Origin of the sequence: Variovorax sp. 38R, from assembly GCF_014843395.1 — a bacterium.
GTDB classification, from domain to species: Bacteria; Pseudomonadota; Gammaproteobacteria; order Burkholderiales; family Burkholderiaceae_C; genus Variovorax; species Variovorax paradoxus_H.
In genome coordinates this window covers 6,717,059-6,738,976 of record NZ_CP062121.1, presented here as the reverse complement: position 1 = coordinate 6,738,976, position 21,918 = coordinate 6,717,059, and the positions used below count along the sequence as shown (strand labels likewise).

The 21,918-nt window shown below is 68.1% G+C and carries 21 protein-coding genes; 13 read left to right on the top strand and 8 right to left on the bottom strand.

The window, feature by feature from the left end:
• Nucleotides 1-30: 30 nt before the first annotated feature.
• Both IG196_RS31340 and IG196_RS31335 read right to left on the bottom strand, forming a co-directional pair.
• Complete coding sequence (locus IG196_RS31340; RefSeq protein WP_192194345.1) at nt 31-933, bottom strand: NAD(P)/FAD-dependent oxidoreductase; 903 nt, start codon at nt 931-933, stop codon at nt 31-33.
• Complete coding sequence (locus IG196_RS31335; protein WP_192194344.1) at nt 923-1,384, bottom strand: Rrf2 family transcriptional regulator; 462 nt, start codon at nt 1,382-1,384, stop codon at nt 923-925. The genes IG196_RS31340 and IG196_RS31335 overlap by 11 nt, the downstream gene beginning before the upstream one ends.
• A gap of 249 nt (nt 1,385-1,633) precedes the next feature.
• On the opposite strand from IG196_RS31335, the gene IG196_RS31330 reads away from it, so the two are divergent.
• Complete coding sequence (locus tag IG196_RS31330; RefSeq protein WP_192194343.1) at nt 1,634-2,107, top strand: adhesin; 474 nt, start codon at nt 1,634-1,636, stop codon at nt 2,105-2,107.
• A 107-nt stretch (nt 2,108-2,214) separates the two neighbouring features.
• On the opposite strand, the gene IG196_RS31325 is transcribed toward IG196_RS31330, so the two are convergent.
• The 5 genes from IG196_RS31325 to IG196_RS31305 form a co-directional block, all read right to left on the bottom strand.
• Nucleotides 2,215-2,661: a MaoC family dehydratase gene (locus tag IG196_RS31325; protein WP_192194342.1), complete on the bottom strand. Its 447-nt coding sequence runs from the start codon at nt 2,659-2,661 to the stop codon at nt 2,215-2,217.
• A gap of 10 nt (nt 2,662-2,671) precedes the next feature.
• Entirely contained in the window at nt 2,672-3,952 is a 1,281-nt protein-coding gene (gene boxA, locus IG196_RS31320; RefSeq protein ID WP_192194341.1) for a benzoyl-CoA 2,3-epoxidase subunit BoxA, read from the bottom strand.
• A 134-nt stretch (nt 3,953-4,086) separates the two neighbouring features.
• Nucleotides 4,087-5,514 (bottom strand): benzoyl-CoA 2,3-epoxidase subunit BoxB, encoded by a 1,428-nt coding sequence (boxB, locus tag IG196_RS31315; RefSeq protein ID WP_192194340.1) that lies wholly within the window; start codon nt 5,512-5,514, stop codon nt 4,087-4,089.
• A 34-nt stretch (nt 5,515-5,548) separates the two neighbouring features.
• On the bottom strand, nt 5,549-7,222 hold the full coding sequence (gene boxC / locus IG196_RS31310) for a 2,3-epoxybenzoyl-CoA dihydrolase (protein ID WP_192194339.1): 1,674 nt from the start codon (nt 7,220-7,222) through the stop codon (nt 5,549-5,551).
• Nucleotides 7,223-7,362: 140 nt separating this feature from the next.
• The gene (locus tag IG196_RS31305; RefSeq protein WP_192194338.1) at nt 7,363-8,307 is read right to left on the bottom strand and encodes a helix-turn-helix transcriptional regulator; all 945 of its coding nucleotides are present in this window, start codon (nt 8,305-8,307) and stop codon (nt 7,363-7,365) included.
• 168 nt (nt 8,308-8,475) lie between these two features.
• On the opposite strand from IG196_RS31305, the gene IG196_RS31300 reads away from it, so the two are divergent.
• The 9 genes from IG196_RS31300 (at nt 8,476) to IG196_RS31260 (ending at nt 17,787) form a co-directional block, all read left to right on the top strand.
• Nucleotides 8,476-8,970: a DUF4863 family protein gene (locus IG196_RS31300; RefSeq protein ID WP_192194337.1), complete on the top strand. Its 495-nt coding sequence runs from the start codon at nt 8,476-8,478 to the stop codon at nt 8,968-8,970.
• Nucleotides 8,967-10,517 carry a 3,4-dehydroadipyl-CoA semialdehyde dehydrogenase gene (locus tag IG196_RS31295; protein WP_192194336.1) on the top strand — a complete coding sequence of 517 codons (1,551 nt, stop codon included), beginning with the start codon at nt 8,967-8,969 and terminating at the stop codon, nt 10,515-10,517. Before IG196_RS31300 ends, IG196_RS31295 begins: the two co-directional genes overlap by 4 nt.
• Before the next feature lie 34 nt (nt 10,518-10,551).
• Nucleotides 10,552-12,102, top strand: a complete 1,551-nt coding sequence (locus IG196_RS31290) for a benzoate-CoA ligase family protein (RefSeq protein WP_192194335.1) — start codon at nt 10,552-10,554, stop codon at nt 12,100-12,102.
• A 139-nt stretch (nt 12,103-12,241) separates the two neighbouring features.
• On the top strand, nt 12,242-13,051 hold the full coding sequence (locus IG196_RS31285) for an alpha/beta fold hydrolase (RefSeq protein ID WP_192194334.1): 810 nt from the start codon (nt 12,242-12,244) through the stop codon (nt 13,049-13,051).
• The gene (locus IG196_RS31280) at nt 13,048-14,223 is read left to right on the top strand and encodes an ABC transporter substrate-binding protein (RefSeq protein ID WP_192194333.1); all 1,176 of its coding nucleotides are present in this window, start codon (nt 13,048-13,050) and stop codon (nt 14,221-14,223) included. Before IG196_RS31285 ends, IG196_RS31280 begins: the two co-directional genes overlap by 4 nt.
• Nucleotides 14,224-14,335: 112 nt before the next feature.
• Nucleotides 14,336-15,208: a branched-chain amino acid ABC transporter permease gene (locus IG196_RS31275; RefSeq protein WP_099794373.1), complete on the top strand. Its 873-nt coding sequence runs from the start codon at nt 14,336-14,338 to the stop codon at nt 15,206-15,208.
• Nucleotides 15,205-16,188: a branched-chain amino acid ABC transporter permease gene (locus tag IG196_RS31270; protein ID WP_192194332.1), complete on the top strand. Its 984-nt coding sequence runs from the start codon at nt 15,205-15,207 to the stop codon at nt 16,186-16,188. Before IG196_RS31275 ends, IG196_RS31270 begins: the two co-directional genes overlap by 4 nt.
• Before the next feature lie 145 nt (nt 16,189-16,333).
• Nucleotides 16,334-17,083, top strand: coding sequence for an ABC transporter ATP-binding protein (locus IG196_RS31265; protein WP_192194331.1), 750 nt, complete (start codon nt 16,334-16,336; stop codon nt 17,081-17,083).
• Between the two features lie 2 nt (nt 17,084-17,085).
• On the top strand, nt 17,086-17,787 hold the full coding sequence (locus IG196_RS31260; protein ID WP_192194330.1) for an ABC transporter ATP-binding protein: 702 nt from the start codon (nt 17,086-17,088) through the stop codon (nt 17,785-17,787).
• A 16-nt stretch (nt 17,788-17,803) separates the two neighbouring features.
• On the opposite strand, the gene IG196_RS31255 is transcribed toward IG196_RS31260, so the two are convergent.
• The gene (locus IG196_RS31255) at nt 17,804-18,715 is read right to left on the bottom strand and encodes a LysR family transcriptional regulator (RefSeq protein WP_192194329.1); all 912 of its coding nucleotides are present in this window, start codon (nt 18,713-18,715) and stop codon (nt 17,804-17,806) included.
• Between the two features lie 107 nt (nt 18,716-18,822).
• Between IG196_RS31255 and IG196_RS31250 the strand changes: the two genes are divergently transcribed.
• From IG196_RS31250 to IG196_RS31240, 3 genes are all read left to right on the top strand, one after another.
• Nucleotides 18,823-19,563 (top strand): SDR family NAD(P)-dependent oxidoreductase, encoded by a 741-nt coding sequence (locus IG196_RS31250; RefSeq protein WP_192194328.1) that lies wholly within the window; start codon nt 18,823-18,825, stop codon nt 19,561-19,563.
• 10 nt (nt 19,564-19,573) lie between these two features.
• A complete protein-coding gene (locus tag IG196_RS31245; protein WP_192194327.1) occupies nt 19,574-19,798 on the top strand; it encodes a tautomerase family protein in 225 nt (74 codons plus the stop codon).
• 161 nt (nt 19,799-19,959) lie between these two features.
• Nucleotides 19,960-21,912 carry a sigma-54-dependent Fis family transcriptional regulator gene (locus IG196_RS31240; RefSeq protein ID WP_192194326.1) on the top strand — a complete coding sequence of 651 codons (1,953 nt, stop codon included), beginning with the start codon at nt 19,960-19,962 and terminating at the stop codon, nt 21,910-21,912.
• Nucleotides 21,913-21,918: the final 6 nt, after the last annotated feature.

The window sequence follows — 21,918 nt, the reverse complement described above, 5'->3', positions numbered from 1 at the left end:
TTTGCCAGCCTCCCCCGAAAAAATTTGAAATCAGGCCCCGAACACCAGCGCGCGGTGCATCGACACCCCGGCGAACAGCCCGTCGGCCGAGGCCAGCGTGGCGTTGGAAAAAGCCATCGCCACATCGCCCGCGGCGTACACGCCGGGCACTGTGGTCGTCTTCATCGCATCGACGCGCAGCACCCGGCCGGTCGGGCCGTCGTCGAATGCGCAGCCCAGCTGTTCGGCCAGCGGACTGGTCGGCCGCGTGTGCGGCGCCACGAACAGCGCCTCGATCGGCACGCGCCGGCCGTCGTCCAGGCGCACGGCCGCCAGGTCCGTCCCCTGCCCTTCGAAGCCGACGATGCGCCCGGGCTCGAGGGTCACGCCGTGCGATTGCAGCCGGACGCGCGCCTCGGCATCCGGCCCTTCCTCGCCATTCAGGAAGAGCGTGGTCGGGCCCCACTCGGCGATCAGCAGCGCGTGGTCCGACGGATGCGCGCTGTGAAAGAGCACGCCCAGCGGTCGATCGCCGAACTCGTAGCCGTGGCAATAAGGACAGTGCAGCACGCTCTTGCCCCACCGCTCGCCGAGGCCCGGAATGTCCGGCAGGCCATCCTGCACGCCGAAGGCCAGCAGCAGCTTGCGCGTCGACAGCCGCTCCCCATTGTTCAAGGAAACCGTGAATCCGTCCGCGCCATCGGCCGTCGCCGCAGTCGCCATGCCCTCGACGAAAGTGACGGACGGATAGGCGAGCAGCTTGTCGCGCGCATCGGCAATCATCTGCAGCGGCGGCATGCCGTCCTGCCCGAAGAAGCCGTGCGAGGCGGCGGCGAAGCGGTTGCGTGGCGCGCCCGCGTCGACAACGCAGACCTTCCTGCGTGCGCGCGCCAGTTGCATGGCGGCGGAGAGGCCGGCAAAGCTGCCGCCCACGATGAGTGCGTCATAACGCATGTGCGATGTCCTTCATGGTGAAGCCGCCGCCCGTCATGCGGCGATGAAAGTCCTTGGAAAGATCGGCCAGCGTGATCCCGTTGAGCCGTCGCAGCAGCAGCGCCTCGGCCTCCTGGCAGGCGCCGTCGAGCGCTGCGTTCACCGCCTGCTCGACGATGCAGCCCGGGCTCTCGGTGCGGTTGCCCATGGCCAGCAGCGCGGGCGCGCCGACGGCGTTGTGGATGTCGCCCAGCGTCACCGAGCCCAGCGAGCACGACAACACCCACCCGCCGCCATGCCCCTTCGCCGAACTGACGAAGCCGGCCTGCCGCAGCCCCGCCATGAGCCGGCGCACGACCACGGGGTTGGTCTGCATCGCCGCGGCGAGCGCTTCGGAGGTAATGGGTGCGTCCAGCTCGGCCATGTGCAACAGCACGTGGAGCACGCCGGAAAGCTTGCTGTCTCGTTTCATGCAACATTATGAGTTGCATGTTTTCACTGACGCGGCGCACCGCGCCCAGAAACCCCGGATCGCGCGGGGATTTGCGAACGCCGCCCTAACGCACGAGCCCCCGATTCCGCCGACGGCCGATTCCCACAGCGTCGAGCGAACGCGCCGCACATGGCGACAACCGAACGGCCCGTCATGGTTGCCCCCGAATCGATCGAACCCCGGTCGGTTCTGCAAACCGTGACTCAGCAACGAAAGGAACTGTCACTCATGACTACACATGCAACCAACCGCATCTTCATCGGCGCCATGCTGGCGGGCCTCCTGGCCCTCGGCGCAACGGCCCAGGCGCAAGGCGTCGGGGTCGGCGTGGGGGTCAACGCCGATGTGAAGGCTTCGGGCAACACCAGCGCGACGCAAGGCGGCGCAGCGGGTGCACGCTCGCAGACCGGTGCGTCGGCCGATGCCAACACGGACACGTCCACCTCCGGTGCGACCGGCGGCGCGGGCAATGCCGTCGGTGGCGTGCTCGGCACGGCCACGGGTGCGGTCGGCGGTGCCACCGGCGCCGTGGGCGGCGCAACGCAGGCCGTCGGCGGTGTGACCAACACCGTAGGCAGCACCGTGAACAGCGCGACCGGTGCCGCAGGTGCAGTGGGCAGCGCGGTGAAACCGGCCACGGCCGGCGCCAAGGCGAGCGGCAAGGCCCAGGGCTCGGGCGCGGTCGACCTGCACAAGAAGTAAGCAGGTCGCACAACGCCACGTTGCAGCGGCCGGACGCGGCTGCTGCAGCGCATCGCTTCGAAAGAAATCAAGCCCGCAACGCTCCGTGCGTTGCGGGCTTGTGTCGTTCAGAGGCCGGGTGCGGGCAGCTTGAAGAGACTGGTGACTTCGGTGTCGAGCACCACCAGCGCGCGCTGGTTGAACAGCCGCCAGCGCCAGCGCAGGATGCCGAGCGTGGGGCGCTTCTCGGAGCGGCGCACCTCGATCACGTCGGCCACGAGCCGCAGCGCATCGCCGGGCCGCACGGGGTTCGGCCAGCGCACGTGCTCGAGCCCCGGTGACGCGAACGATTCGGAGCCGGCCAGCGCGGCCTCGACCACCAGCCGCATCGCGATCGAACAGGTGTGCCATCCGCTCGCGATGAGCCCGCCGAACGGACTGTCGGCGGCCGCCTCGGCATCGGTGTGAAACCACTGCGGGTCGTAGGCCCGCGCGAACTGCAGCAGCTCGGCTTCGGTGAGCACATAAGGCCCGGCCTCGATGACCTGGCCCGCATGGAAGTCGGCGAACTGCATCCGCCGCAGCTTAGTACGTTTCCAAGTGCAGGCGGCCTTCACGCTTCAGTGCGGCGCCCACGGTGTCCCAGTCGAGCCCCGCTTCTTTCGCCACGTCGCGCAGTGCGAGCACCACGCCCTCTTCCATGCTCTTCAGGCCGCACACATAGAAATGGCTCGCGCCGTCTTTCAGCAGCGCGGCCAGGTCGGCGGCGCGTTCGCGCATCAGGTCCTGCACGTAGCGCTTGGGTTGCCCTGCGGTGCGCGAGAACGCGAAGTTGATGTCGATGAAGTCCTTGGGCAGCGACTGCAACGGACCGAAGTACGGCAGCTCCTGCTGCGTGCGCGCGCCGAAGAACAGCATGAGCTTGCCGCCCTCGAACTTGCCGCTCTTGCGCAGGCGCCGGCGCCATTCGGTCATGGCGCGCATCGGTGCGCTGCCGGTGCCGGTGCAGATCATCACGATGTGCGACTTGGGATGGTTCGGCATCAGGAACGACGAACCGAACGGCCCCACCACCTGCACCGTGTCGCCCACCTTGAGGTCGCACACGTAGTTGGAACACACGCCGCGCACCGGGTCGCCTTCGTGGTCCTCGGTGACGCGCTTCACAGTGAGCGAGACGTTGTTGTAGCCGGGCCGCTCGCCGTTGCGCGGGCTGGCCACCGAGTACTGGCGCGCATGGTGGCGCTTGCCGATGGCATCGACGCCCGGTGGCACGATGCCGATCGACTGCCCCTCGAGCACGGGGAACGGCACCACGCCGAAGTCGAGCACGATGTGGTGCGTCTCGCTGTCGAAGCCGGCTTCGGTGCAGTTGAAGTTGCCCACCACCGTGGCGGTGGTCGGCGTCTTCGGCGGAAAGAGGTTGGTGTACGCGTGCGCGGCCGACCAGGGCGGCACGCTGGCACCGTACTGCGCGGAGTTGAAGACCGGCTCGGTGGCTTCTGCCGCCGCCTGGGCCTGCGTCTGCGCGGGCGCTTCTGCAGCCTCAGCGGAAGCGCCGGACACGCCCGCGGCTTCGAGTTCTTCGGGCGACAGCTCGGCGGGGAGTTCTTCCCACGTGAGCTGTTCTTCGACGGTGTACGCGCGCACCAAAGGCATGGTGCGCCAGTTGTCGATCGAGCCCGTGGGGCACGGCGAGATGCAGGCCATGCAGCCATTGCAGACGTCCGCACGCACAACGTAGTTGTTGTCGTCGTGCGTGATCGCGTTCACGGGGCAGGTCGCCTCGCAGGTGTTGCAGCGGATGCAGATCTCGGGGTCGATCAGGTGCTGCTTGATGACCCCGGCTTCAACGACCATGTCCATGTTGTTCTCTCCTGAAAGCCCTCCCCTTCCGGGGGAGGGTTGGGTGGGGGCCAGCGGCGTTCGTCGTGGTCACGCTGCTGGCCCCCATCCCAGCCTTCCCCCGGGAGGGGAAGGAGCAATACCGAAATCCCGAATCAACCGAAACGCACGTACTCGAAATCGACCGGTTGGCGGTTGATGCCCATCACCGGCGGTGCGATCCAGCCTGCGAACTTGCCCGGCTCGATCACACGGCCCATCAACGATGCCACGAAAGCGAAGTCTTCGGAACTCGGCAGCCATTCGTCGCGCTTGGCGGCCCATTCGACCTCGTTCACCACGCGGCCCTCGGGCGACATCTTGATGCCGGCGAGTGCGCCGATCTGGCGGTTGAAGGCCTTGTGCGGCACCGACAGGCGTGTCGGAATGCCGGCCTTCTCGAGCACCTTGTTCCAGCGGCCGACGCCGGCCACCGAGTCCTTGATGAAGTCGTCGCGCAGCACTTCGTTCAGTGCGTTGAGCATCGGCACATCCTTCTCGACGAGCTGGCCGTCCTTCACCTCGAGCACCTTGTAGGTCTGGCCCTTGAGCACGTGGTCGTCGTCGCGCTTGCCTTCTTCGTAGCGGCCCTTCAGGCCCGAGCTGTAGAAGATGGCGGCATTGCTCGACTGATCGGCACCGAACAGGTCGATGGTCACCGAGTAGTGGAAGTTCAAGTAGCGCTGGATGGTGCCCAGGTCGATGCAGCCGGCGGCGCGGATCTTCTGCGCGTCGTCGGTCTTCAGCTCGTTCATGACCTGCGCGGTGCGCGCAATGACGCGCGACACGCCGCTCTCGCCCACGAACATGTGGTGCGCCTCTTCGGTCAGCATGAACTTCGTGGTGCGCGCCAGCGGGTCGAACGCGCTCTCGGCCAGCGCGGCCAGCTGGAACTTGCCGTCACGGTCGGTGAAGTAGGTGAACATGAAGAACGCGAGCCAGTCGGGCGTCTTCTCGTTGAAGGCGCCCAGGATGCGCGGGTTGTTGGCGTCGCCCGAGGTGCGCTGCAGCAGTGCATCGGCCTCTTCGCGGCCGTCACGGCCGAAGTGCTTCTGCAGCAGGTAGACCATGGCCCACAGGTGGCGGCCTTCTTCCACGTTGATCTGGAACAGGTTGCGCAGGTCGTACATCGAGGGCGCCGTGAGGCCCAGGTGGCGCTGCTGCTCGACCGACGCGGGCTCGGTGTCGCCCTGCGTGACGATGATGCGGCGCAGGTTGGCGCGGTGTTCGCCGGGCACGTCCTGCCAGACCTTCTCGCCCTTGTGGTCGCCGAAGTGCACTTCGCGGTTGGCGTCGCCCGGGTTCAGGAAGATGCCCCAGCGGTAGTCGCGCATCTTCACGTGGCCGAACTGCGCCCAACCCTGCGGGTCGACGCTCACGGCCGTGCGCAGGTACACGTCATGGTTGGTCGAGCCTTCGGGGCCCACGTCGTCCCACCAGTTGATGAAGTTGGGTTGCCAGCCTTCGAGCGCGCGCTGCAGCGTGCGGTCTTCGCCGAGGTTGACGTTGTTGGGGATCTTCTCGCTGTAGTTGATCGTGCTCATCGTTGTTCCTTGGGTTGTGCGGACTGCTCTGTGCTCAAACGCGGTTCAGGTCGAAGCCGGCTTTTTGACCGGTGCCGTAGACCTTCAAAGCGCCCTTTTCGCCGACGGCGTTGGGGCGGTTGAAGATCCAGTTCTGCCAGGCCGTGAGGCGGCCGAAGATGCGGGTGGCCATGTTCTCCTTGCTCGCGAAGCGCAGGTTGGCTTCGAGGCCGGTGAGTGCGTCGGGCGACATGGCGGCGCGCTCTTCGATGGCGATGCGGATCTCGTCGTCCCAGTCGATGTCGTCGGGCGCGGCGGTCACGAGGCCGAGCTTCATGGCCTCGTCGGCGTCCAGCGCCTGGCCGGCGGCGGCGCGCGCGGCTTCGAGCGGCGCGGCCTCTTCGTAGAAGCGGCGCTGCAGGCGGCTCTGGTCGTTCACCATCGGGAAGAAGCCGAAGTTGAATTCGTTGAGCGTGAGCTTCGGTGCGCGCGCGGCATCGTCGGGCAGCGCGAGCATGTAGGTGCGGTCGGCCGCAAAGGCCAGCTCGGCCAGCGTGCCGGCGAAGCACGAGCCGGCCTCGACCATCGCGAACAGGCTGCGCGACGACACGTCCAGGCGCGCCAGCGTGCGGCGCAGGCCACCGATGGTTTCGCGCACCAGCCAGTGCTCCTTGTGGGCGAACATCACGGCGTCGGAGGCGAGCACGGCGGCGGCGTCGCCTTCGGTCTTGAGCAGCCAGGTGCCGACGTCGAGTTCGTTGGTGCGCAGGTTGAGGATGGCGTCGTCGAGCTCGCGGCACACGGCCAGCGGCCACCATGCAGCGCCCGCGGCTTCGATGGCGGCGATGTCGGCCGGCTGCGCGCCAGTGGGCGCCTTCACGGTGATCGTCGCCGTGCGCTTGCTCCGGTCGATCTGCACATTGACGTTGGCGTACGCGATGCCGTCGGCGCTGTCGGTGCGCTCGACGCGGGTCAGGGCCACGCCCTTGGCGCCGGCCGGGCGGTCGCTGCCGGCGGCGAGCTGCGTGGCGCGGTCCTGCACGGCGGCGGGGAACTGCGCGGGCTTGGCCACGGCATCGACCAGGCGCCAGTCGACCGCGCGCTGGCCGCGCACGCCTTCGACGCTGGTGCAGAAGATGTCGGCGAGGTCGTGGCGCACGTGGCGCTTGTCGGTCACGCGGGTCAGGCCGCCGGTGCCGGGCAGCACGCCGAGCAGCGGCACTTCGGGCAGCGAGACCGACGAGGAGCGGTCGTCCACCAGCAAAATTTCGTCGCAGGCCAGTGCCAGCTCGTAGCCGCCGCCGGCGCAGGCGCCGTTCACGGCCGCGAGGAACTTCAGGCCCGAATGTTTGGAGGTGTCTTCCATGCCGTTGCGCGTCTCGTTGGTGAACTTGCAGAAGTTCACCTTCCAGGCGTGGCTCGAAACGCCCAGCATGAAGATGTTGGCACCCGAGCAGAAGATGCGGTCCTTGCCGCTGGTGACGATCACGCTGCGCACTTCAGGGTGCTCGAAGCGGATGCGGTTGAGCGCGTCGTTCAGCTCGATGTCCACGCCCAGGTCGTAGCTGTTGAGCTTGAGCTTGTAGCCGGGGCGAATGCCGCCGTCTTCCGCGATGTCGAGCGTGAGGCGCGCAATGGCGCCTTCGAAGCTCAGCGACCAGTGGCGGTACTGAGCAGGTTCGATGCGGTAGTCGACGCGCTGGGGCGCCTGGAGCGTGGTGTCGGTCATGCGGAAGTCTCCTGTGGGGCTGTGTTCAGAAAACCGTGAACAGGAATAATAATGCACTTCCTTGTTCCGATGACATGCATCATGCTGCATGCAAACAGGCAAGTCAATGCCTGTTGTGCTTTTTTTCAGATTGCAGAGGCCTAGACCAGGCCTATGGATTGGCGGGCGACCGTGCGCAGCGCCTGGAAGCTCTGCTGGAGCGTCTTTCCGCTCGTATCGACCGACAGGTCCGCCTTCGAATAGAACGCGGCGCGCCCGTTCAGGATGCGCCGCAGGTCTTCCATGGCTTCCTTGCTGGCGGCCATCGGGCGGGTGTCGCCCTGCGCGGCCACGCGGCCCATGTGCTCCTCGGGCGCGGCCTGCAGCCACACGGTGGTGCAATGGGCCAGCAGTTCGTTGAAGGTGGCCGGGTCGGACACGATGCCGCCGGGCGTGGCAATGACCACCTCGCTATAGATCTGCACCGCCTCTTCGAGCGCGCGGCGCTCGTAGCGGCGGTAGGCGTTGGTGCCATACAGGTCGTGGATCTCGCGCACGCTGCAGCCCGCGAGCTTCTCGATCTCGCGGCTCAGCTCGATGAACGGAATTTCGAGGTCTTCGGCCAGCATCTGGCCCAGCGTCGACTTGCCCGCGCCGCGCAGCCCCACGAGCGCGATGCGCCGGTGCCGCGCCGGGTCGACCGAGGCCGTGCCCAACATCTCGCCGAGCGCCACGCGCACGCGGCGCAGGTCGGCCTCGCTGCGGTGCTCGAGCAGTTCGCGGATCAGCAGCCACTCGGGCGAGCTGGTCGTCACGTCGCCCACCAGCTCGGCCAGCGAGCAGTGCAGCGCCCCGGCCACCTGCTGCAGCACCAGGATGGATGCGTTGCCGATGCCGTATTCCAGGTTCGCCAGGTGGCGCTCCGACACGTCGGCCGACAGGGCCACCGCCTTGCGCGTGAGGCCGCGCTGCGCGCGCAGATTGCGCACGCGGTCGCCCAGTGCCACCAGCAGCGGGTTCTTGGCCTCCCCGGCCACGGCGGCGCCGTGGTTGCCGGTGCCGCCCTCGGGCGCGGTGGCCAGCACCGCGTCTACATGCTCGTTCATGCCATTCCTCGTTCTTCGCCGGGATTGTGCGCGCTCAGGGTAAACACCATAGATGCACTATATTGCTTGACACCTGTTGTCTCGCTGCTTATTGTTCGATCACACGCAAGATACTGCACGCGCAGCCTTCCTGCAAGAAGTCGATAGTTCATCCGTTCGAGGCCCACGATGTCCGACACCCCCACGCCCGCCATCGGCAAGGCGGCATTTCACCAGCTGATCGCCGACCTGACCGCAGAGATCGCCGGCCAGCCGCTGGACGCCACGCTCGACCAGTGGCTCAACGCCACCCACGGCGCCGGCAGCGCCCGTTTTGCGCAACTGCGCCAGGCCTGCATCGGCGGCGTCGCCGAAGGCTGGCTGTGCGACCGCGAAGGTGGCGGCATCAAATACGGCCGCGTCTTCAAGGCCGAGGACGCGCTGCACCGCTTCTCGGTCGACGTGGTCGACATGCAGGACCTCGCCGGCCCGCACCACACGCACCCGAACGGCGAGATCGACCTGATCATGCCGCTGGACGACACCCCCGCCGCCACCTTCGACGGACGGCCCGCGGGCTGGTGCGTCTACGGGCCCGGCACCGCACACCGCCCGACCGTGGCCCAAGGCCGCGCGCTCGTCCTCTACCTGCTGCCCGAAGGGCAGATCAAGTTCACCCCATGACCGACCTTCTCGCCAACCACGTCGCCGGCCGCTGGCAAAGCGGCACGGGCGCCGGCACGCCCCTGTTCGACCCGGTGCTCGGCACCGAACTCGCACGCGTCGACGCCACCGGCCTCGACCTGTCCGAAGCTTTCAGCTTCGCCCGCGCACAGGGCGGCCGCGCGCTGCGCGCCCTCACCTACCGCCAACGCGCCGGCCTGCTCGCTGCCATCGTGAAGGTGCTGCAGGCGAACCGCGACGCGTACTACGAGATCGCCACCGCGAACTGCGGCACGGTGAAGAACGACTCGGCGGTCGACATCGACGGCGCGATCTTCACGCTCGGCCAGTACGCCAAGTGGGGCGACGCGCTCGGCGACGTGCGCGCGCTGCGCGACGGCGACGCCGTGAAGCTCGGCAAGGAGCCCGTGTTCCAGTCGCAGCACCTGCAGGTGCCGACGCACGGCGTGGCGCTGTTCATCAACGCCTTCAACTTCCCCTCGTGGGGCCTGTGGGAAAAGGCCGCGCCCGCGCTGCTGTCTGGCGTGCCCGTGATCGTGAAGCCCGCCACGGCCACCGCATGGCTCACGCAGCGCATGGTGAAAGACGTCGTCGATGCGGGCGTGCTGCCGGCCGGCGCGCTGTCGGTCATCTGCGGCAGCTCGGCCGGGTTGATGGACCAGCTGCAGCCCTTCGACGTGGTCTCGTTCACCGGCTCGGCCGAGACGGCCGCCCTCATCCGTTCGCACCCGGCCGTGGCCGAGCGTTCGGTGCGCGTGAACATCGAGGCCGACAGCCTCAACAGCGCCCTGCTGCTGCCCGGCGCCGCGCCCGGCAGCGAGGCCTTCAACCTGCTGGTGCGCGAAGTGGTGCGCGAGATGACGGTCAAGTCGGGGCAGAAGTGCACCGCCATCCGCCGCATCCTGGTGCCGGCCGAGGTGTACGACGCCGCCGCCGAAGCCATCGGCGCCAAGCTCGCGGGCGTGACCGTCGGCAACCCGCGCAACGAGAACGTGCGCATGGGTTCGCTCGTGAGCCGCGCGCAGCTGAACGCCGTGCGCGACGGCCTCGACGCCCTGGCCGCGCAGACCACCGTGCTGCACGACAGCAGCAACAAGCCCCTCATCGACGCCGACCCCGCGGTGGCCGCCTGCATCGGCCCCGTGCTGCTGGGCGCGCGCGACGCCGACGCGGCGCAGCGCGTGCACGACGTCGAAGTGTTCGGCCCCGTCGCCACACTGCTGCCCTACAACGACCTCGCGCACGGCATCGCGCTCGCGCACCGTGGCCAGGGCTCGCTCGTCACCTCTCTCTATGGCAGCGACGATGCCGCGCTCGCCCAGGCCGCGCTGTCGGTCGCACCGAGCCACGGCCGCGTGCACGTCATCACGCCCGAGGTCGCGCAGGCCCACACCGGCCACGGCAACGTGATGCCGATGTCGATGCATGGCGGACCCGGCCGCGCGGGCGGCGGCGCCGAGCTGGGCGGCCTGCGCGCGCTCGACTTCTATCACCGCAAGAGCGCGGTGCAGGCGAGCCCCGGCGTGCTCGCCGCCCTCGGCCTCTAGAGCCCGCCACGCACAGGCCCCAAGGAGACACACGATGAGCAGCCTGCCCGCACGATTCAACTTTGCCGAACACCTGTTCGCCCTCAACCGCGGCCGCGCCGAGCGCACCGCCTACATCGACGACCGCGGCACGCTGGGCTACGGCCCGCTCGAAGACCGCGCGCGCCGCCTGGCCGCCGCGCTGAAAGCCGCAGGCCTGCGCCGCGAAGAGCGCGTGCTGCTGCTCATGCTCGACGGCAACGACTGGCCCGTGAACTTTCTCGGCTGCCTCTACGCGGGCATCGTGCCCGTCGCCGTGAACACGCTGCTCACGCCCGACGACTACGCCTACATGCTCGACCACAGCCGCGCGCAGGCGGTGCTGGTGTCGGGCGCGCTGCTGCCGACCTTGCAGGATGCGATGTCGCGCGGTGGCCATGAAGTGCAGACGCTGTTCGTGTCGCAACCGACGGGTGCATTGCCCGAGGGCGCGCAAGAGTTCGAGGCCGCGCTCGCCGCCGTCGAGCCCCTGCCCGCACCGGCACCCACCGCGTCGGACGACCCTGGCTTCTGGCTCTACTCCTCCGGCTCCACCGGAAAGCCCAAGGGCACGGTGCACACGCACGCCAACCTGTGGTGGACCGCCGAGCTCTACGGCAAGCCGGTGCTCGGCCTCACCGAAGACGACGTGTGCTTCTCGGCCGCCAAGATGTACTTCGCGTACGGCCTGGGCAATGCGCTGACCTTCCCGCTGTCGGTGGGCGCCACCGTCGTGCTGATGGCCGAACGCCCCACGCCCGATGCCACCTTCCGCCGCTGGACCGAACACAAGCCCACCGTGTTCTTCGGCGCACCCACCGGTTTCGCGGGCATGCTCGCATCACCCAAGCTGCCGGCGCGCGAGGCGGTCGCACTGCGCATGTGCTCGTCCGCCGGCGAGGCGCTGCCGGGTGAGATCGCGCAGCGCTTCAAGGCGCATTTCGGCTGCGAGATCATCGACGGCATCGGCTCGACCGAGATGCTGCACATCTTCATCTCCAACCGCCCCGGCGACGTGCGCTACGGCACCACCGGCAAGCCGGTGGACGGCTACGAGGTCGAGCTGCGCGGCGAAGACGGCCGCCCCGTGCCCGACGGCGAGGTGGGCGACCTGTACATCCGCGGCCCGAGCTCGGCGCTCATGTACTGGTGCAACCGCGAGAAGTCGCGCGACACCTTCCAGGGCGGCTGGACCAAGAGCGGCGACAAGTACACGCGCGATGCCGACGGCTACTTCACGTACGCGGGCCGCAGCGACGACATGCTCAAGGTCAGCGGCATCTACGTGTCGCCCTTCGAGGTCGAGGCCACGCTGATGCAGCACCCGGCCGTGCTCGAGGCCGCGGTGATCGGGAAGGACGATGCGGATGGGTTGACGAAGACCAAGGCCTTCGTGGTGCTGAAGGATGGCGCCGTCGTTTCTGAGGACGAACTCAAGGCGTTCGTGAAGGAGCGGCTGGCGCCGTACAAGTACCCGCGCTTTCTGGAGTTCGTGAGCGAGTTGCCGAAGACAGCCACCGGCAAGATCCAGCGCTTCCGGCTGCGCGAACGCGAGAAGCAGGCATGAGTCGACCCCTGTCTTTTTCTTCCTCCCTCCCCCGCTGGGGGAGGGTTGGAGTGGGGGCTGACGGCCTCCAACGTCGCGCAGCCTCGAAGGCCGCTTGCCCCCATCCCCACCTTCCCCCGGAAGGGGAAGGAGCAATGCGATGAGCATCGACTTCGCCACCATCGACTGGCGCGGCCGCCCCATCCGCATCGAGTGCCAATGGATCGCCCCGGACCGCAGCCCCGACACCCCGCTCATCGTCTTCCTGCACGAAGGCCTGGGCTCCGTCGCCATGTGGAAGGACTTCCCCGCGCAAGTCTGCGAAGCCACCAGTGCACGCGGCCTCGTATTCTCGCGCCCCGGCTATGGCCGCTCCACGCCGCGCGCGGAAGACGAGATCTGGGACGTCGACTTCATGCACCGCCAGGCGCACGAGGTGCTGCCCGCGCTGTTCGCCGCACTGAAGTTCGGCGACGAAAAACCTTGGCTCTTCGGCCACAGCGACGGCGGTTCGATCTCGCTGCTGTATGCCGCGCGCTTCCCCGACAAGGTCGAAGGCCTCGTGGTGCTCGCGCCGCACCTCTTCGTGGAAGACAAGACCGTTGCGAACATCGAGATCGCGCGCAGCACCTACCGCACCACCGACCTGCCCGCCAAGCTCGGCCGCTACCACGACAGCGCGGACTCGGCCTTCTGGGGCTGGAACCGCATCTGGCTTCACCCGCCCTTTCGCGAATGGAACATCGAGGCCGAGCTGGCCACCATCCGCTGCCCCGTGCTCGCGGTGCAGGGCATCGACGACGAATACGGCACGCTCGCGCAGATCCGCGACATCGCACCGCGCGTCAGTGGGAAATGCGAGCTGCTCGAAATCCCTGAATGCGGGCATTCCCCGCATCGCGATCAGCCGGATCGTGTCATCGTCGCGACCGCTTCTTTCATCACCAACAACAGGAGACAGACACCATGACGAACCTTCGCACCGCGCGCCTGGCGCTCACGGCCATCGCCTTCGCCGCACTGGCCACCGCCGCCGGCGCGCAAGGCACGGCAAAGCTCAAGGTCGGCCTGATGCTGCCCTACAGCGGCACCTACACCGCCCTGGGCGTGGCCATTGAAAACGGCTTCAAGCTCTACGTGGAACAGCAGGGCGGCAAGCTCGCGGGCCGCGAGATCGAATACTTCAAGGTCGACGACGAGTCCGACCCCGCCAAGGCCACCGACAACGTCAACAAGCTCATCAAGCGCGACAACGTCGACGTGATCGTCGGCACCGTGCACTCGGGCGTGGCCATGGCCATGGCCAAGGCCGCCAAGGAAAGCGGCACCGTGCTCATCGTGCCGAACGCCGGCGCCGACGCGGTCACGGGCCCCATGTGCGCACCCAACATCTTCCGCAGCTCGTTCAGCAACTGGCAGCCGGCTTTCGCCATGGGCGAAGTGGCGGCCAAGCAGCAGGGCAAGAAGAAGGTCATGACCATCACCTGGAAGTACGCGGCCGGCGAAGAGTCGGTCAACGGCTTCAAGGAAGGCTTCGAGAAGAACGGCGGCAAGGTCGACAAGCAGCTCACGCTGCCCTTCCCCAACGTGGAGTTCCAGGCGCTGCTGACCGAGATCGCGGCGGCCAAGCCCGATGCGGTGTACGCCTTCTTCGCGGGCGGCGGCGCGGTGAAGTTCGTCAAGGACTACCAGGCCGCCGGCCTGAACAAGACCATCCCGCTGTACGGCCCCGGCTTCCTGACCGACGGCACGCTCGACGCGCAGGGCGAATCGGCGCAAGGCATGCTCACCACGCTGCACTACGCCGACGGCCTGAACACCCCGCGCGACAACGCCTTCCGCGTGGCCTATGCCAAGTCGTTCAAGCTGCAGCCCGACGTGTACGCGGTGCAGGGCTACGACGCCGCGCAAATGCTGGGCGTGGGCCTGAACGCCACCAAGGGCGACATCTCGAAGAAGGCCGAGTTCACGGGCGCGATCGAGAAGGCCAAGATCGACAGCCCGCGTGGCACCTTCACGATGAGCAAGTCGCACAACCCGGTGCAGGACATCTACCTGCGCAAGGTCGATGGCAAGGAAAACAAGCTCGTCAGCACAGCTATCAAGGGCCTGTCTGATCCTGCTCGCGGCTGCCGGATGTAAGTAGGTAGCGGGCCACAAGCCCCGACGTTCGTCTCGTTCCCTCGCGGCCCCCGATCAAGTTCACGGGGCTGCGAGCCGCCTTGCGGCAACCACAACCAACTGGGATCTCACGGTGGATTTCGGAACCTTTCTCGTGCAGTGCCTGAACTCCGTTCAGTACGGCCTGCTGCTCTTTCTCGTGGCCTCGGGGCTGACGCTGATCTTCGGGATCATGGGCGTCATCAACCTCGCCCACGGGAGCTTCTACATGATCGGCGCCTACCTGGCGTTCTCGCTGGCGCCGCTGTTCGGCGACCAGTTTCTGCTGATGCTGGTGGCCGGCGTGGTGCTGGCCGCGATCTTCGGCTACGTGCTCGAGTGGGCCTTCTTCAGCTACCTCTACCAGCGCGACCACCTGCAGCAGGTGCTCATGACCTACGGGCTCATCCTGGTGTTCGAGGAACTGCGCTCCATCTTCGTGGGCAACGACGTGCACGGCGTGAAGGTGCCCGCGTGGCTCGACGGCAGCTTCGCGCTGGGCAATGTCATGAGCTACCCCTGGTATCGCCTGTTCGCCTCGGCCGCCTGCATCGTGCTGGCCGTGGGCCTGTACTACGTGGTGAACCGCACGCGCCTGGGCATGATGATCCGCGCCGGCGCCAGCAACCGCGACATGGTGCGCGGCCTGGGCATCGACGTGAAGCGGCTGTACCGCATCGTGTTCGCGGCCGGCGTGGCGCTGGCGGCGCTCGCCGGCATGATCGCCGCGCCGATGTCCTCGGTGTACCCGAACATGGGCGCAAGCGTGCTCATCATCTGCTTCGTGCTCGTAGTGATCGGCGGCATCGGCTCGATCACCGGGGCGCTCGTCGCCTCGCTGCTGGTGGGTTTTGTCGACACCTTCGGCAAGGTGTTCTTCGCCGACCTCAGCGGCATCGGCATCTACCTGCTGATGGCCATCGTGCTGATCTGGAAGCCCGAAGGCTTGATGGGGAGGCGGCCATGAGCCCCGTGGTTGCATCCGCACCTTCGTCGCCCCGGCGCGGCGCCTTCGTCGTGCCCGTGCTGTGCGCCATCGCCCTCGCCGTGGCCGGTCCGCTGCTGGGCAACTACGCGTCGGACTTCATCGTCAAGGTGATGATCCTGTCGATCTTCGCGCTCAGCCTGGAGCTGCTGGTGGGCATGACCGGGCTCGTGAGCCTGGGCCATGCGGCCTTCTACGGCATCGGCGCGTACGTCACCGTGCTGGCCTCGGGCAGCGAGGGCGGCAACTTCGCGGTGCTGCTGGTGCTGTCGATGGGCGCGGCGGCGCTGTATGCGCTGTTCGTCGGTGCGCTGAGCCTGCGCACGCGCGGCGTGTACTTCATCATGGTCACGCTGGCCTTCGCGCAGATGGCCTTCTTCGTGTTCCACGACACCAAGGTCGGCGGCGGCAGCGACGGCATCTACCTGTACGTGCGCCCCGCCCTCGGCGCGCTCGACATGGAAAACCGCAGCGTGCTGTTCTACGTGGTGCTGGCCTCGCTGGTGTTCACCTACGGCCTGCTCGCGCTGGTGCGCCGCTCGCGCTTCGGCGCGGCGCTCGCGGGCATCCGCGTGAACGAGCAGCGCATGCGCGCCGCGGGCTTTCCGGTGTACGGCTACAAGCTCGCGGCCTTCGTGCTCGCGGGCGCGCTGGCCGGACTTGCAGGCTTTCTGCTGGCCTCGCGCGATGGCGTGGTCAACCCCGAGCTGATGGCCTGGCACAACTCGGGCGAGGTGCTGCTGATGGTGATCCTCGGCGGCCTCGGCCACCTGCGCGGCGCGGTGATCGGTGCGGTCGCATTCACGCTGCTGAAGGAAATCTTCTCGACGCATGCGGTGATGGGGCCGCTGGCCGATCACTGGCAGCTCACGCTGGGCATTGCGATCATCGTGTTCGTGGCGCTGCTGCCCAAGGGCCTGATCGGGCTCGTGCAGCGCCTGTCGCCGAAGGGAGGCGCATGACCCGCGTCCTGGCTTCGATTTTGAATTTCTCCCTCCCCTCCCGGGGGAGGGCCGGGGTGGGGGCTGATGGCCTCCAACGCCGCGCAGGCTCGAAGGCCGCGTGCCCCCATCCCAACCTTCCCCCGGAAGGGGAAGGAGCAACACCATGACCGCACTGCTGTCCGTCGACAAACTCACGCGCCGCTTCGGCGGCCTCACCGCCGTGAACGCCGTCACGCTCGACCTGCACATCGGCGAAGTGCATGCGGTGATCGGCACCAACGGCGCCGGCAAGTCGACGCTCATCAACATGCTCTCGGGCGAGATCGAGGCCTCCGAAGGCCGCATCGCGCTCGACGGCGTGGACATCACCGCGCGTGCGCAGTCGCGCCGCGCCCGCGACGGCGTGGGCCGCAGCTACCAGCGCACGACCATCTTCCCGGAGTTCAGCGTGCACGAGAACTGCCGCCTCGCCGCGCAGGCCGCCACGGCAAAACCGTGGGCGATCTGGCAGTCGTCGCAGCGCTGCGCCACCAGCAACGCGTCGGCCGACGCCGCGCTCGACGCCGCCGGTCTCACGGCCGAGGCCCGGCGCATCGCCGGCACGCTGAGCCACGGCGCGCAACGCCAGCTCGAAGTGGCGATGTGCCTGGCCACCCACCCGCGCGTGCTGCTGCTCGACGAGCCGCTCGCCGGCATGGGCGCCGAAGAAACCGACCGCATGCTCACGCTGCTCGCGCGGCTGAAGGCCACGCATGCCATCCTGCTGGTGGAGCACGACATGGACGCCGTGTTCCGCATCGCCGACCGCATCACCGTGATGGTGAACGGCACCGTCATCGCGACCGGCGACCCGAAGTCGATTCGCGAGAACCCCGAAGTGCGCACCGCCTACCTCGGCGAGGAGCAACACTGAAAATGCTGATCGTTCGCGACCTCAACACCTACTACGGCAACAGCCACATCCTGCGCGGCGTGCATGCCGGCATTCCGGCGGCGACCTCGGTCGGCCTGCTCGGGCGCAACGGCATGGGCAAGACCACGCTCATCCGCACGGTCATGGGCTACGTGCGCCCGGCGTCAGGCGAAGTGCAGGTCGATGGCCGCACCGTCACCGGCCTGCCGCCCGAGAAGATGGCCCGCCTGGGCATCGGCTACGTGCCCGAGGGCCGCGGCATCTTTCCGAACCTGTCGGTGCGCGAGAACCTCGTGATGAGCGAACGCGCCGGCGTCGACGGCCAGCGCGCCTGGACCTTCGACCGCGTGATGGCCACCTTTCCGCGCCTGTCGGAACGGCTCTCGCACGGCGGCCAGCAGCTGTCGGGCGGCGAGCAGCAGATGCTCTCGATCGGCCGCGCGCTCATGACCAACCCGCGCCTGCTGATCCTCGACGAAGCCACCGAAGGCCTCGCCCCGCTGATCGTGGCCGAGATCTGGCGCGTGATCAGCGAGATCCGCAGCACTGGCATCGCCACGCTGATCGTCGACCGCGACTACCGCAAGGTGCTCGCGCACACGGACCTGGCGGTGGTGATGGAGAAGGGGCAGATCGTGCGGCATGGGGCTTCGGCGGAGCTGCTGGCGGAGCCGAAGGTGCTGGAAGAACTGCTGGGCGTGTGAGCCTGCGTGGCGGGCATCACCCGGCTCGCTGCGCCATCAGGAAATCGATGAACACCCGCATGCGCAGCGGCACGTGGCGCCCGTCCGGGTACAGCAGCGTGTAGGGCCGCGAACGGCCCGCGAAGGGCTTTAGCACCTCGACAAGCGAGCCGTCCGCCAGTTCCTTCTCCACGACGAAGCGATAGGTCTGGAACAACCCGGCGCCGCTTTTCGCGAGCGTGACGCCGCCGAGCACGTCGTCGGAGCAGCTGTAGGCGCCGTCCGCAAACACTTCGCGGTCCTTGCCGTTCTCCTTGAAGAGCCACGAAATGCGGCGGCCGCTGCTGGGCAGCTCGAACTGGATGCACTCGTGCGCGGCAAGATCGTCCAGCGTGCGCGGCGTGCCGGCCTTCCTCAGGTATTTGCGCGTGGCGACCACGACCAGGTCCGCATCCTCGAGGTGCCGCGCGATCAGCGTGGAGTCGGGCTGGGCCCGCACGCGCACGGCCATGTCGTAGCCCTCTTCCACGAAATCGATGTTGCGGTTGCTCAGGTGCACGTGCAGCCGGATGTCGGGAAAGCGTTCGCGAAACGCCGGCAGCATCGGCAGGATGCGGTGGTGGCCGTAGGTGGTCGGCACGCTGATGCGCAGCGTGCCCGAAGGCAGCGCCTGCTGGCCCATCACCTCGCGCTCGGCCTCGGCGAGCTGCGCCAGCGCCTGCCGGCACTGCGCAAAGTAGGCGCGGCCCGCGTCGGTGAGCCGCACGCTGCGCGTGGTGCGCACGAACAGCCGCAACCCCAGCCGCTTCTCGAGCCGCGAGATCGATCGGCTCACGGCCGCGGGCGTCACGCCGGCCGCGAGTGCCGCCGAGGTGAAGCCGCCGCTCTCCGCCGCGAGGCAGAACAACTCGATGCTGCCCAGGAGGATGTCGCCGAACTGCCGCTGCATGGATTGATTACCTCGCGTATCAAGTGAAGTGCGAGTCTAGTGATTTATCTATGGATGCGTCATCAATACAGTTCTCCCCACGTCATCAACTTCCCTGGAGAACCGACATGCAGGACAACTCTTCCCTCACCGTGGTCATCACCGGTGCCTCGAGCGGCATCGGCCTGGGCCTTGCGCAGGCGTACCTCGCGCGCGGCTTCAACGTGGTCGCGAATGCGCGCACCGACGAGCGGCTCGCGGCCGCCGCGAAGCAGCTCGGCAACCCGGCGCGCCTTCTCGGCGTGGCGGGCGACATCGGCCGCCGCGACACGGCGCAGCAGCTCGTCGACCGCGCCGTGGCGCGCTTCGGCCAGGTCGACGTGCTCATCAACAACGCGGGCATCTTCAACGCGAAGCCTTTCGTCGACTACACCGAAGACGACCTCGAGCAAATGGTGGCCACCAACCTCAAGGGCTTCGTCTACGCCTCGCAGGCCGCGGCAAAGCACATGGTCGCGCGCCGCCAGGGACACATCGTGAACATCACCGCGAGCATCGCGCTGCAGCCGAACCAGCAGGTGCCGGCGGTGTTGCCGGTGCTGATCAAGGGCGGCATCAATGCCGCGACGCGCGCGCTGGCGCTCGAACTCGCGCCGTACAACGTCAAGGTGAATGCGGTGGCACCCGGCATCGTGGACACGCCGCTGTACACGCCCGAGCAGCACGGCTTTCTCAATGGCCTGGCGCCCGCCGGCCGCATCGCGACCGTGCAGGAGATCGCCGATGCGGTGCTCTACCTCACGAGCGCCGATTTCACGACGGGCGTCGTGCTGCCCGTGGATGGCGGCATGAGCACCGGCAAGTGGTAAGGAGCACACCATGCCTTTCATCAATCTGAAGATCACGCGCGACGGCGTCACGCGCGAGCAGAAGACCCAGGTCATTGCCGAGTTCACGGAAACGCTCGAACGGGTGCTGAAGAAGCCACCGGAATGGACGCACATCGTGATCGAGGAGATCGACACCGACGACTGGGGCTTCGCGGGCCTGACGACCACCGAGTACCGCAAGCGGCTGGCCGAGCGCGCCAAACCAGCGCAGTGAAGCAACAGCGGCGGATCGGGCGGCATTGCCCTCGATGTGAGGGGGAGTAACACGTCCGTTCCACCGGGTTTCACCTCTGTCCTGCGACAGTGCGACAGCCGAATCATGTCCGGCTGCGCAGCCTCTCCCCGAGCCGCGCCCACCCACGCACGAGGCTGCGCATGACGTCCCTGCAATCGCGCCACATCGACAACGTCTATTCGATCGCCACCGGCACGGCGCTGCTGGCCGATCCGGCGGCGAGCCTGGTGCACAAGTCATGGGCGCGCTGCGTGCGCGACCACGGGCTTGATCCGTCGAGGCCGACGCCGGCGCGCATCCTGCCGGCGCAGGAGGTGCGCGTGCACCAGCAGCAGCTCGAACACTTTCTGCGCGCCGCGCGTGCGGGCATGGAAGACATCTACCGCCGCGTGGCCGAGCTGGGCTACATGGTGCTGCTGACCGACGCCGAGGGCATCACGGTCGACTACATCGGCAACCCGGCCTGGGACGACCAGTTGCGCCGGGCCGGCCTGTACCTGGGTGCCGACTGGAACGAGGCGCACGCCGGCACCTGCGGCGTGGGCACCTGCCTGATCGAGCGGCAGCCGATGACCTGCCACCAGACCGAGCACTTCGACGCCACGCACATCGCGCTCACCTGCACGACGGCGCCGCTGTTCGATCACAGCGGCAAGCTCACGGCCATCCTCGACGTGTCGGCCCTGCGCTCGCCCGAGGCGCGCGAGAGCCAGCACCTGGTGCGGCACCTGGTGTCGATGTACGCGCGGATGATCGAGGACGCCGACTTTCTGCGGCACTTTCGCGGCCACTGGATCCTGCGGCTGGGCAGTGCCTTCGGGCTGGTCGACGTGGCGGGCGAGGTGATGCTGGCCTTCGACGATGGCGGTACGGTGGTGGGCGCCAACGGCGGCGCGCGCGAGGTCTTCTCGGGGCTGCAGCACCCCCTGCTGGGCGGTGCGGTGTCGGAGCTGCTGCACCTGCCGATGGACGCGATCTGGCGCCTGGGCAACGGCGGTGCATCGGCCCTGCCCTTCGCGCACACGGTGCTGCTGCCCGGCGGCGGCGAATACCACGCCTCGCTGATCGCGCCGCGCTTGCGGCGCTTGCCGGCCACGACGCCCGCATCACCGGCGCCCCAACCGTCGGACCGCCTGCCACCACTCGAACGCATCGCGGGCGACGACGACCCCGCGATGCAGCAACTGATCGCGCAGGCGCGCCGCCTGGTGGACCGCGGCATCCATGTGCTGGTCGAAGGCGAGACCGGCAGCGGCAAGGAGGTGCTGGCGCGCGCACTGCACGGCGCGAGCCGGCGCGCGGCGCTGCCCTTCGTGGCGGTGAACTGCGCGGCCATTCCCGATTCGCTGATCGAGAGCGAGCTCTTCGGCTACACGCCCGGCAGCTTCACAGGCGGCCGCGCCAAGGGCATGAAGGGGCTGATCGCACAGGCCGACCGCGGCACGCTGTTTCTCGACGAGATCGGCGACATGCCGATAGCGCTGCAGACGCGGCTGCTGCGCGTGCTGTCCGAAGGCGAGGTGCTGCCGCTGGGCGCCGAGTCGCGGCAGCGCGTGGACCTCGCCGTGGTGGCGGCCACGCACCGCGACCTGTCGGCGCTGGTCGCGGCCGGGCGCTTTCGCGAGGACCTGTACTACCGCCTGTGCGGCGCGGTGCTGAAGCTGCCGCCGCTGCGCGCGCGGCGTGACCGGCGGTACCTGATCGAGGCGATGTTCCACGAAGAAGCGGCGGCGATGGGCTCGACCGCGCGGCTGTCGGAGGCCGCGATGCTGCGGCTGATGGCGCATGACTGGCCGGGCAATCTGCGCGAGCTGCGCAATGTGCTGCGGTTGGCGCTGGCGCTCTGCACGGGTGCGAGCATCACGCCCGAGGAGCTGCGCCTGGCGCCGCATCGGCCGTCGCTCGACCACCGCGACGCCGCACCCGCGCCGGTCGACGATGAAGACAGCGCCGCCGACGCCACGCGCCTGCTCGACGCGCTGCAGCGCCACCGCTGGCATGTGGCGCGGGCCGCGCAGGCGCTCGGCATCAGCCGCGCCACCGCGTACCGCCACATGAAGCGCTTCGGCATCGTGGCGCCGCAGCGCGGCTGATCCGAT